This is a genomic window from Belnapia sp. (assembly GCF_059504005.1).
Window position 1 is genome coordinate 1 of the sequence record NZ_JCACHU010000011.1, and the last position, 11,653, is coordinate 11,653.

At 71.7% G+C, this 11,653-nt stretch carries 9 protein-coding genes; 4 read left to right on the top strand and 5 right to left on the bottom strand.

What is annotated here, in order from left to right:
• Positions 1-49: 49 nt before the first annotated feature.
• A complete protein-coding gene (locus tag AC5JJ1_RS01930; RefSeq protein ID WP_495783427.1) occupies positions 50-2,113 on the bottom strand; it encodes a sensor histidine kinase in 2,064 nt (687 codons plus the stop codon).
• A 114-nt stretch (positions 2,114-2,227) separates the two neighbouring features.
• A complete protein-coding gene (locus tag AC5JJ1_RS01935; protein WP_495783428.1) occupies positions 2,228-3,670 on the bottom strand; it encodes an NAD(P)-binding domain-containing protein in 1,443 nt (480 codons plus the stop codon).
• 103 nt (positions 3,671-3,773) lie between these two features.
• On the opposite strand from AC5JJ1_RS01935, the gene AC5JJ1_RS01940 reads away from it, so the two are divergent.
• Both AC5JJ1_RS01940 and AC5JJ1_RS01945 read left to right on the top strand, forming a co-directional pair.
• Positions 3,774-5,477 (top strand): N-acyl-D-amino-acid deacylase family protein, encoded by a 1,704-nt coding sequence (locus AC5JJ1_RS01940; protein ID WP_495783429.1) that lies wholly within the window; start codon positions 3,774-3,776, stop codon positions 5,475-5,477.
• Positions 5,478-5,620: 143 nt separating this feature from the next.
• Positions 5,621-6,163 carry a DUF4142 domain-containing protein gene (locus AC5JJ1_RS01945; protein ID WP_495783430.1) on the top strand — a complete coding sequence of 181 codons (543 nt, stop codon included), beginning with the start codon at positions 5,621-5,623 and terminating at the stop codon, positions 6,161-6,163.
• Between the two features lie 48 nt (positions 6,164-6,211).
• Here AC5JJ1_RS01945 and AC5JJ1_RS01950 read toward each other — a convergent pair whose 3' ends face one another.
• From AC5JJ1_RS01950 to AC5JJ1_RS01960, 3 genes are read right to left on the bottom strand one after another with little or no spacing between them, the layout of a single operon-like run.
• Positions 6,212-7,462, bottom strand: coding sequence for a cytochrome P450 (locus tag AC5JJ1_RS01950; protein WP_495783431.1), 1,251 nt, complete (start codon positions 7,460-7,462; stop codon positions 6,212-6,214).
• A gap of 26 nt (positions 7,463-7,488) precedes the next feature.
• Positions 7,489-7,809: a 2Fe-2S iron-sulfur cluster-binding protein gene (locus AC5JJ1_RS01955; RefSeq protein WP_495783432.1), complete on the bottom strand. Its 321-nt coding sequence runs from the start codon at positions 7,807-7,809 to the stop codon at positions 7,489-7,491.
• Between the two features lie 26 nt (positions 7,810-7,835).
• On the bottom strand, positions 7,836-9,068 hold the full coding sequence (locus AC5JJ1_RS01960; protein ID WP_495783433.1) for an NAD(P)/FAD-dependent oxidoreductase: 1,233 nt from the start codon (positions 9,066-9,068) through the stop codon (positions 7,836-7,838).
• Positions 9,069-9,307: 239 nt separating this feature from the next.
• Here AC5JJ1_RS01960 and AC5JJ1_RS01965 point away from each other — a divergent pair, with 239 nt between their 5' ends.
• Both AC5JJ1_RS01965 and AC5JJ1_RS01970 read left to right on the top strand, forming a co-directional pair.
• Positions 9,308-9,634 (top strand): response regulator, encoded by a 327-nt coding sequence (locus AC5JJ1_RS01965; RefSeq protein WP_495783434.1) that lies wholly within the window; start codon positions 9,308-9,310, stop codon positions 9,632-9,634.
• A 48-nt stretch (positions 9,635-9,682) separates the two neighbouring features.
• Positions 9,683-11,605 carry a PAS domain-containing protein gene (locus tag AC5JJ1_RS01970; protein ID WP_495783435.1) on the top strand — a complete coding sequence of 641 codons (1,923 nt, stop codon included), beginning with the start codon at positions 9,683-9,685 and terminating at the stop codon, positions 11,603-11,605.
• Positions 11,606-11,653 lie beyond the last annotated feature (48 nt).

An 11,653-nucleotide genomic window follows, 5' to 3' on the forward strand; every position in this document is an offset into this window, starting at 1 on the left:
TGCCGAACAGATTCGCCGATATCAGGCCCGTTGGGAATCCGACAGGCTGCTAGGCGAGCGCACCCTCCCTTTCGAAGGGTTCCGCCGCCGCGCCATGCAGCGGGATGGAGATGGTGCAGGCGAGGCCGGCCGGGAGCCATTGCATCCTCACCTCCCCGCCGAGCTGCGCCTTGATGGTGGCCTCGAGGACCCGCGTCCCGAAGCCCTTCGCGGCGGGCGGGGCCTCGACCGGCGGCCCGCCGCTTTCGACCCAGCGGATCGTGACGCCGCCCCGGGACTGCGCCTCCAGCCCCCAGGTCACCGACAACCGCCCCTCGGCCACGGACAGCGCGCCGTACTTCACCGAATTCGTCGCCAGCTCGTGGAAGGCCATCGCCAGGGGCTGGGCCGCCTGCGGCGGCAGCGCCAGGTCGGGGCCGTCGAGCGCAAGGCAGGGGCCCTCGCGCCCGGCCTCGGGCAGGAAGGGCGCGACCTCGCCCCGGAGCAGGGTGCGCAGGTCGGCCCCCGCCCAGCTCTCGCCGGCGAGGATGGTCTGCGCCCGGGCGATGGCGGCCACGCGGCCCACCACCGCCCGGACGTAGTCGTCCCGCGTCGGCGCCCGGGTGAGCCGAAGGGCGGCGAGGACGACCGAGAGGGCGTTCTTCGCGCGGTGGTCCACCTCGCGCGACAGCAGGGCCTGCCGCTCCTCGGCGGCCTTGCGCCGCGAGATGTCCTGCGCGACGCCCGCGATCCGCCTGGGCCTGCCGGTTCCGCCCTCCCGCTCGACCACCGCCCCGAAGGAGGAGAGCCAGACCCAGGCGCCGTCCGGACGGCCGGTGCGGAACTCGACCTCGAAGCGGGGGGCCTCGTCCCGGGCCACGGCCCAGAACTGGCGCTCCACCCTGTCCCGGTCCTCCGGATGGATGGCCTCGAGCCAGGCCTCGAAGGGGAAGTCGCGCGGCGGGACCGTCGGAATCTCCGCCGCGAGCGGCCCGGCGCGCGAGCCGCGGCCCGTGGCGAGGTCGAACTCCCAGGCGCTGAGCTGCCCTGCCTCGATCGCCAGCCGCAGGCGCTCCTCGCGTGCCGCGAGGGCCGCGGAGCGCTCCGCGACCCGTGTTTCGAGATCGGCATTGGCCAAGGCGAGGCGCCGCTGAGCGCGGACGACGAGGAGGGACAGCGCGAGCAGGGCCAGGGCGGCGGGGAGGGCGATGGCGGACTGGCCGAGCATCACGGCCCGCCAGCGCCCCACCACCGCCATGCGGGAGCGGTTGGCCGATGCCCAGAGCGGCAGGTCGCCGACCCGGCGTATGGCGAAGAGCCGCTCGACGCCGTCGACGGAGGAGCCCGCCTGGTAGGTCGCCCGGGCCGCGCCCGAGGCGACGGCGGCATGGAAGCTGCTCGACGGCGGGAAGGGGGCCAGCGGGCGATCGAAGCCGGGCGACCGCGCCAGGACCTCGCCGTCGCTCCGGATGAGCGTCACCGTGTCGCCCGCGTCCCGCCGGAAGGCCTCGAAGCCGCGGGCCGGGCGGTTGGGGTCGCCCGATACGTTGATCAGGCCGTCGAACTCCCCCGGCGAACGGCCGTTGCCGGCGCCCTCGCGGCGGCGGCCGATGGCGAAGAAGAGGGCATTGTCCAGCCGGCCGATGAGGACGCGGCTCACATGCAGGGCCGGGGCGTCGTCCCGGGCGAGGGCCTGGAAGTACTCCCGGTCGGAGAAGTCGATGTCGTGGGAGACCGGGAAGGTGCTGGCGCTGAGCAGGGGATGGCCGTCCCGGGCGATGACGAAGGATGTGGCGAGGAGCGGCATCGACCCGATCAGGCTGCGCACGCGGTCCCGCAGCGCCGCCTCGTCGGCCTGGATCTCCGCGTCGGACAGCCCGACGAGCGCCTCGTTGACGCGGTCGACGGCGGCGCGGTGGCCCTCGAGGACGCGGAGGACGTATTCCGCGGCCGCATCGGCGGTGCGCTCCATCTCGGCGGTCGCCTCGCCCCAGGCGGAGCGCCAGGCCATGACGGCCCCGACCCCGAGCACGAGCAGCGGCACCGCCATGGCGGCGACCGGCAGGAGCAGCAGCAACCGGCCGGCGGCGCCAGGCGGGCGGCGGCCGTCCGCCGGGGGAGCTTGGGATGACATGGTCACGCCGGGAAAGCTTAACGCATGCGGCGAACCCGCAACATGACGATCTTCGCGGGCGGCGGCAGGCCGGCGAAGGGTCCGGGCGACCGGGGCGCAGCCCTCGCCGGCGCCCTACTCGGCCACCAGCCTTTCCACCGCCAGCTCCACCTGCGGGATGTCGTAGGCCAGAAGCTCCCCGTAGAGGCGCGGCAGGTCGGCCTCGAAGAGCCCGCGCGTCACCCCCGCGGCAACGCGGGGCGCGGCGATACTCATGGCGTTGATGGAGCTGCCGGCGGGGCCGAAGGACATGGTGGTGCCGATGCCGAAGAGGTGGATGTCGCGGATCCAGGGCGTCTCGCCGGCATGGCGCTCCTGGAAGCTGCTGTCGGGGGCGAGGTAGGGGAAGCCGCCCAGGCGCTCGGCGAGCTCGGGCGGGGTCTCGCCGGGCGGGGGCGTGTAGCGGTCGCGCCAGCGGGCGATGTTGTGGGCGCAGGCCGTGAGCTCGGGCACCAGGGCCGGGTCCATCCGGGCGCCGGTGCCACAGATCAGGTAGTCGGCGATGAAGGGGCCGCGCGGCGTCTCCAGCACGGCGCGGCCGGTCTCGGTGCGGGCCGCGGTCCAGGGGCGGCCGACATGCATGGTGAAATTCGGGAAGGCGAGGACACGCGTGTAGGTGTCCTGCGGGAAGCCCTCGCGCAGGCCGAGGATGTAGCTGAGGAAGCGCCAGCGCCACGCGTCCGGCATCTCATGCATGTGGCGAAGGAAGCCGGCGAAGGTCAGCCAGCGATAGGGCTGGATGATCATCGGCTCCGCCCGGCGGCAGAAGAGATGGACCTCCGCCGCACCGGCCTCGAGCGCCGTCGCCGCATTGTCGAAGGCGGAGGCGCCGGCGCCGAGCACGGCGACGGTCCTGCCGCGCAGGGCGGCGAAGTCGATCTCCTCGCTGGCATGGGCGCGCAGCGGCTTCGGCAGGGCCGAGACGAATTCCGGCATCCACCAGGCGCCGACGCCCTCCTGCCCCGTGGCGATGACGACCTTGCGGGCCAGCAACGGCCCCTCGCTGCTCTCGATGCGGAGGCAGGGCAGGTCGTCGTCGGTCCGCGCCGGGGTGATGGCGCCGGCCGCGACGCCGTTGCGGACGGGGATGCCGGTGACGCGGCGGAACCAGAGCAGGTAGTCCTGCCAGAGCTCCTTCGGGATCCAGCGCATCGCCTCGAAATGCGCGGGCCCGAACTGCGCCTCGTGCCAGGCCTGGTAGGTGAGGGCGGGGAGGCGGAGGTCGGGGCCCGTCTGCGTCTTCCAGCTCCGCAGCGTGCGCATGCGGGCATAGGTGACCCAGGGGCCCTCGCGGCCCTCGGGCGCCCGGTCGATGAGCAGGATGTTCTCCACCTTGTCCCGCCGCAGGGCATGGGCGACGGCGAGGCCGCCCTGGCCGGCGCCGATGACAAGGCAATCGAGCACCGGGGCGCCGCCGCAGGTCTTCGGCACCAGCCAGGGGGCGCGGGGATGAGCGGTCAGCTCCAGATCGCGGGCGACATCCTGTTCCAGGTCGAGAAGGGTACGCGGTGCGGGCATCCAAGGGGCTCCTGTCGGCGCCAGCCTAGCAAGGGCTGCGCCAGCGTTGACAGGGGCGGCAAGGCGGCCAAGGCTCGGGGGCAAAGCACCGGAGGAAGCTGCCATGGAGCCGAGCCTCGTCATCCGCCGCGGAACCATCGTCGATGGCAGCGGCGGCGAGCCCTATGAGGCGGACATTGCCGTGGGCGGCGGGCGCATCCTTGCGGTCGGCAAGGTCGCGGCGCGGGGGGCAGAGGAGATCGATGCCTGCGGGATGATCGTCACCCCGGGCTTCGTCGACATCCACACCCATTACGATGCCCAGGCGACCTGGAGCAGCCGGCTCGACAGCTCCTCCCTCAACGGCGTGACGACGGCGCTGATCGGCAATTGTGGCGTCGGCTTCGCCCCCTGCCGGCCGGAGGCGCGCGAGGCGCTGGTCAAGCTGATGGAGGGCGTCGAGGACCTGCCGGAGGTCGTGCTGACCGAGGGGCTGCCCTGGAACTGGGAGAGCTTTCCGCAATTCCTCGATGTGCTCGGCAGCCGGCGCTACGACATGGACATCGCCACCCAGGTGACGCATGCGCCGCTCCGCGTGCATGTCATGGGCAAGCGCGCAGCCGCCTATGCCGAGGCGACGCCCGAGGAGACGGCCGAGATGGCGCGGCTGGCCGCCGAGGGCATCCGCGCCGGGGCGCTCGGCTTCTCCACCTCGCGCGCCATCGCCCACAGGACGCTGGACGGGACGCATACGCCGACCCTCGGCACGCCGGAGCCGGAACTGGAGGCGATCGGCCGTGCGGTCGGCGCCGCCGGGGCGAGCTGGCTGCAGGTGATCTCCGACTTCGACGAGCCGGAGGACGAGTTCGCGCGCCTTCAGCGCATTGCCGCGGCGTCCGGTCGGCCGATGACCTTCTCGCTGCTGCAGCGGGAGAGCCGGCCCTGGCTCTGGCGCTTCCTGCTCGAGCGGATCGAGGCGGCGAATGCCGCCGGAGTGCCGATGACGGGGCAGGTGATGGCGCGGCCGGTCGGGCTGATGTTCGGCTTCGAGCTGTCGCAGCACCCCTTCATGGCGCGGCCCTCCTGGCAGGCGGTGGCGCGGCTGCCCTTCGCCGAGAAGATGGCGGTGCTGCGCGACCCGGCCTTCCGCGCCCGCATCCTGTCGGAGGAGGTGCCCGATCCGACGCTTCGGGCGCGGCTGAATGTCTGGGACATGATCTTCCCCCTCGGCGACCCGCCCGACTACGAGCCGCGGCCGGAGACGAGCGTCGGCGCGGTGGCGGCGGCGCGAGGCATGGACCCGGCGGCGCTCTGCTGGGACTGGATGATGGAGCGGGACGGGAAGGCTATCCTCAACCGGCCCATCATCAACTACGCCGATCGCGACCTGGAGGCGGTGCGCGAGATGGTCGAGCACCCGCAGACGCTGATGGGGCTCGGCGATGGCGGGGCGCATGTCAGCATCATCTGCGACAGCTCCTCCACCACCCATATGCTCGCCTACTGGACGCGGGACCGGGTGCGGGGGCCGAAGCTGCCGCTGCCCTTCGCGGTGAGGCGGCTCACGCGGGACAATGCGGTGGCGCTCGGCCTTCGGGACCGGGGGCTGGTTGCCGTCGGCAAGCGGGCCGACCTCAACGTCATCGACTACGACCGGCTGCAGATCCGCGTGCCGGAACTGCGCTACGACCTGCCCGCCGGCGGCAAGCGGCTGGTGCAGGGGGCGGAAGGCTATGTGGCGACCATCGTCCATGGCGAGGTCGTCTCACGACATGGCGAGCCAACCGGGGCCTTGCCGGGGCGGCTGGTCCGCGGCGCGAGGGCTTGACGAAGCCGGCTTGAGACAGGTTACCGACCCTTCAGGAAACATGGGGTTCATTCGCCGGAGTGGATGAACCCCCGCCGGATGGGCCCGTTTGCGCGAAAGAGGCGGCGCGTTGCGCGCCGGCCACAGCAAACGGAGCCGACACGATGAACCGACGCCATGCGATCCTTGGACTTGCCGCCGCCGGGGCGGCCGTGCCGCTGCTACGCGGGACCGCCCTGGCTCAGACCGCGCCGATGGTGACGCCCGGGACCGTGCGCACTCTCTCGGCCACCGAGCACACGGCGATGACGCTGATGAACGGGACGCTCGCCAAGCAGACCAGCCAGATGGCGCTGGAGCGGTCCGAGAACTTGAAGGTGAAGCAGTTCGCCACCTTCGAGATCGCCGAGCAGACCGCGCTCGCCCAGGTGATGACCGATGTGGCGAACCCGCCGCCGGTGCCGCTCGATGCCGAGCACCAGGCGGTGCTGACCAGCCTGCAGTCCCTCTCCGGCCCGGCCTTCGACCGCGCCTATGTGCAGAGCCAGCTGCTCAGCCACCGCGAGAGCCTGCTGGTGCAGCAGGGCTATCTCGACAACACCAACCGCAGCGTCGACGGGCAGCACATTGCTGTGCTGGCGCGCATGTCGATCCAGCAACACATCACCATGCTGGAAGAGCTCAACATGATGCTCCAGCGCACCTGACCAAGGGGGTGAGCGGGCGGGGCGGCGCGATCCGCCGCCCCCTCCACCTCAGCCGGGGATGCGCACCGGCAGGTTGGTGATGCCGTGGACGAAGGAGGAGTAGGTCCGCTCGGCCGGGCCCACCACCTCGATCTTCGGGAAGCGCTGCAGGATCTCCTCCCACAGGATCTTCAGCTGCAGCTCGGCGAGGCGGTTGCCGACGCAGCGATGGATGCCGAAGCCGAAGGACAGGTGCTGCCGCGGCCGCGCGCGGTCGATGATGAAGCGGTCCGGCTGCTCGATCGCCGCCTCGTCGCGGTTGCCCGAGATGTACCACATGACGACTTTGTCGCCCTCGCGGATCGTCTTGCCGCCGATCTCGAAATCCGCGACCGCCGTGCGCCGCATATGGGCGAGCGGCGTCTGGTAGCGGATGATCTCCGGCACCATGGTCTCGATCAGGCCCGGGTTGGCGCGGAGCTTGTCGTACTCGCCCGGATTTTCGTTGAGGAAGAGCACGCCGCCGCTGATCGAGTTGCGCGTGGTGTCGTTGCCCCCGACGATCAGCAGGATCAGGTTCCCCATGAACTCGCGCGGCGTCATGTTCCGCGTGGCCTCGCCATGGGCGAGCATGGAGATGAGGTCGGGGCGCGGCTCGGCATTCACCCGCTCGTTCCAGAGCGTCATGAAGGCGCCAAGCATCTCGGCGAAGACGGCCTCGCGCTGCTCCTCGCTCTCGATCAGCCCGCCCGGCATGGGCAGCGCCGTCGCGCAGTCCGACCAGTGGGACAGCTTGCGCCGCTCCTCCTGCGGGAAGTCGAAGAGCGTCGCCAGCATGGCGACCGTCAGCTCGATCGAGACGCGGTCGACCCAGTTGAAGGTCTCGTTGCGCGGCAGGCCCTGCAGGATGCGGATGGCGCGCTCGCGGATCATGTGCTCGAGCTTGGCGAGGTTGGCGGGCGCCACGATGGGCTGCACGACCTTCCGCTGGTCGTCATGCTGCGGCGGGTCCATGGCGATGAACATCGGCAGGCGCAGCGACTTGTCGCGGTCGCGGATGGTGATGCCGCCGTGAAGGCTGTCGGAGGACAGCACCTTGTGCGCCAGCTCGCACTGCATGATCTCCTTGTAGGTGGAGATCGACCAGAAGGGGCCGAACATGCTCTCGGCCGTGTAGTGCACCGGCGCCTCGCGCCGCAGCCGGGCGAAATAGGGATGCCAGGCATCGTCGCGGAAGATCGCCGGGTTGCTCGGGTCGAGCCGGTCGAGCGGCGTCGAGGCTGCGATGCGGGCGTGGTCGAGGTCGACGGGGGCGTTCATGGCCGGCTCCTCTCTCTGTCTTCGTTCTAGTGTTGCGCCTCCGGCATCCGGACGACGAGGCCGTCGAGCTCGGGCGACATGGTGATCTGGCAGGAGAGGCGGGAATTGGGCTCGGCCGTCGCGGCGAAGCTCAGCATGCTGGCCTCCTGCTCGCTCGCCGTGCCGCATTTCGCCAGCCAGGCCTCGTCCACATAGACATGGCAGGTGGCGCAGGCGCATTCGCCGCCGCAATCGGCATCGATGCCGGGGATGCCGTTGTCGATGGCGCCCTGCATCACGGATTTGCCGGGCTCCAGCTCGATCCGGTGCTCGGTGCCGTTGTGCTCGATATAGGTGACCTGCGGCATGCGCGTCCTTCCCTTCAGTCTTTTCGTCAGATGGCGAGGTCCTTGAGCGGCATCGCCGCGTCTCGCAGCAGGTGCGGCGCCACCTGCCGCTGCTTCGAGACCAGGATGCGCCCCGCCATGAAGTCAGCCGGCGCGTTCACCGCCTCCACCGCCAGCACGCGATGGTCGGCGGCAAGGTGGAAGACGGCGAAGCTGCCGCCCTCCGGCTCGCCGCGCACCACCGCTTCGGCCGGGTCGAAGGCCAGGCCCGCGATCTGCAGGCGGAGGTCGTACTGGTCCGACCAGAACCAGGGTACCTCCGGGATCGGTGCCGGGCGGCCGCAGATATCGGCGGCGGCCTGCTTCGCCTGCTCGATGGCGTTGGGCACGCTCTCAAGGCGCGCCTCGCGGCCATAGAGGGGCAAGGGGCGGCGGGTGCAGTCGCCGATGGCATGGATCAGCGGGTCCGAGCTGCGGGCAGCGAGGTCGACGGTGATGCCGCCGCCGGCCTCGAGGCCGCACGCCACGGCCAGCGCGTCATTGGGAACGGCGCCGATACCGACGAGGACCGCATCGCAGGGGACGTGGCGGCCGTCGACCAGGCGGACGGCGGCGACGGCGCCCCCTTCGCCCTCGATCGCCTCGACGCCCGCTTCCAGCAGCAGCTCAACGCCCTCGGCGCGGTGGCGGGCCTCGAGGAAGGCGGAGAGGGCCTGGCCGGCGACGCGGGCCAGCACCCGGGCCTCCCGCTCGATCACCACGGCGCTGGCGCCGAGGGTGCGGGCGGAGGCGGCGACCTCGAGGCCGATATAGCCGCCGCCGATGATGGCGAGGCGGCAGCCGGGCGCGAGCACCGCGGCCAGGGCGTCGGCATCGGCGGCGCTGCGGAGGGCGAGCACGCCGCGCAGCGCCTCCCCGGGCAGGCCGAGGCGACGGGGCGAGGCGCCGGTCGCCAGGATCAGCCGGTCGTAGGGAAGGGTGCTGCCGTCGTCCAGGGCGAGGCAGCGGGCGGCGCGGTCGATCGCCATGACGCGCGTGCCGAGCCGGGTGGCGATGGCCTGCTGGAGGTAGAAGCGCTCCGGCCGGAGGGCGAGGTTGTCGGCCGTCGCCTCGCGCTTCAGCCAGGCCTTCGAGAGGGGCGGGCGCTGGTAGGGCAGCAGCGGCTCCTCGCCGACCAGGGTGATCGGCGCCTTCCAACCATACTGACGCAGGAAGGCCGCGGCCGAGCCGCCCGCATGGCCGGCGCCGGCGATGACGATGCCTGCCTCCTCCTGGCTCACCCGGACTGCTCCTCCTGGGATCTGGATGGCGTCAGGATGGGCATGGCGGAGCGGATGGCGTCAAGGGAACCCTGCGGCGGCAGGGGCTACCGCATCGGCCGTCACAACCACGTCATGCTGCGGGGCCGAAGGCTTGGCAATGCGTTCGCGTATCGACAGGCGTGGCCCGTGGCGGCGGTGCCTGAATATCGGTGAAGCCCATGCATGCGCGTAGGATACTGATCGTAGAGGACGACCCGATGGTCGCGCTCGATCTTGAGGAGATCGTGCTCGGCCTGGCGGAGGGTAGTGCCCAGGTCGCGCTCGCCGCCTCCGTGGTCGAGGCGAAGCGGGCGCTCGCCGACACGGCCTTCGACGCGGCACTGCTCGACATCGACGTGCTGGATGGCAAGACCTTCGAGCTGGCGGCGGCGCTGCATAGCCGGGGCCTGCCCTTCGCCTTCGTCTCGGGCTCGCGACCGGAGGAGCTGCCGCCGGAGCTGCGCTCCGTCCCCTTCGTGCCGAAACCCTATGATCCTGCCGACATCGAACACACCTTGCGCGCAAGGCTCTCGTCAAGGACCTGATTTGGTGCGAATTGACGGTATGTCGGCTTCAGCTTCGGACGGGCATCGATGAACGCCTTCGAGGGCCAGGCGGATGAGGCCGAACCTCGCCGGTCTCAGGGATGCCGCTGGGACGAGGCCGAGCGCCTGTCCGCCCTCGACAGTTACGGCGTCCTCGACACGCCGCCGGAACGCGATTTCGACGAGGTGGTCCAGCTCGCGGCCCAGCTCTGCGAGGCGCCCTTCGCCGTGGTCAACCTGATCGCCGAGAACCGGCAGTTCTTCAAGGCGGAGATCGGCCTCGGCGTGCGGGAGACGCCGCTCGACGTCTCGATCTGCGCCCATGCGATCCTGCAGCCGGGCCTCTTCGTGGTGCCCGACACCACCCGGGACCCGCGCTTCGCCTCCAACCCTCTGGTGACGGGGGCGCCGCATCTCCGCTTCTATGCCGGTGCGCTGCTGGAGACGGAGGATGGGCTGCCGCTCGGCACCCTCTGCGTGCTGGACAGCGTGCCGCGCCCGGCCGGGCTGACCGCGCAGCAGCGCTTCGCCCTCGACGTCCTGGCGCGGCAGGTGATGGCGCAGCTCGAGCTGCGCCGGGCGCTCGAGGCGCGGCGGGCGAGCGAGCGGCGCTTCCGCGTGCTGGCGGATGCGATGCCGCAGATGGTTTGGTCCACCCTGCCGGACGGGTCGCACGACTACTACAACGCGCGCTGGTACGCCTTCACCGGCGTGCCCTTCGGCTCCACGGACGGCGCCGGCTGGAACGGCATGTTCCACCCGGACGACCAGGCCCGCGCCTGGGAGCGCTGGCGCCATTCGCTCGAGACCGGCGATCCTTACGAGATCGAGTACCGGCTGCGCCGCGCCGATGGCGCCTATCGCTGGGCGCTCGGCCGCGCCCTACCGGTGCGCGACGCGGCGGGCAGGATCGAGCGCTGGTTCGGCACCTGCACCGACATCGAGGATATCAAGGCGACCGAGGAGAAGCTCCGCGTCAGCGAGGAGCGCCTGCGCCTGGCGCTCGGCGCGGCGGAGATGATCGGCACCTTCGTCTGGGAGGTGCCGGCGGACCGCGTCACCGCCGATGCCGGCTTCGCCCGGTTGTTCGGGCAGGATCCGGCGGCCATGGCCTCCGGCATCGCCATGGGCGGCCTCACCGCGGCGGTGGCGCCGGAGGACCGCGACCGGATGTGGCAGCTCATGCTGCAGGCGATGGAGACGGGAGAGCCATTCGAGGCGGAGTACCGGCTGCCGCAGGCGGGTGGCGAAATTCGCTGGGTGGTCGCGCGCGGCCGCTGCACCCGCGACGCGGCCGGGCAGCCGCAGCGCTTCTCGGGCGCCGTCGTCGACATCACGGAGCGCAAGCGGGCGGAGGAGGGGCAGGAGCTGCTGGCCAAGGAGCTCTCGCACCGGATCAAGAACATCTTCACCGTGATCGGCGGGTTGGTCTCGCTCTCCGCCTCCGGCGCCTCCGAGGAGGTGAAGGGCTTCGCCGCCGTGGTCCGCCGCCGGCTGCAGGCGCTGGCGCGGGCGCATGAGTATGTGCGGCCGCACGGGGGCGATGCGCAGGCCGCGGCGGAAGGGACGACGCTGAAGGGGCTGATCGCCACCCTGCTCGCGCCCTACGGGACGGAGGAGGCGGGGCGGCTGCATCTCGCCGGCGACGACGTGCCGGTCGGCGTGAAGGCGGCGACCTCGCTGGCGCTGATCCTGCACGAGCTGGCGACCAACGCGGCGAAATACGGCGCGCTGTCGCAGCCCGAGGGCGGCGTCGCCATCACCGGCGAGCGGCTGGGCGAGCGCTTCGGCCTCGTCTGGCGGGAGCGCGGCGGGCCGGCGGTCGAGGGGCCGCCGGAGCGGCGCGGCTTCGGCACCATCCTGGCGGAGCGCGGCGCCATCACCCAGCTCGGCGGCAGCATCGCGCAGGACTGGGCGCGCGAGGGGATGACCCTGCGGCTGGAGGTGCCGCTGGCGCGCCTGGTCTACTGAGTCGGCTCTGAATAACCCCGTTAGGCCGCGCGGGCTGTAGCTGGGAGA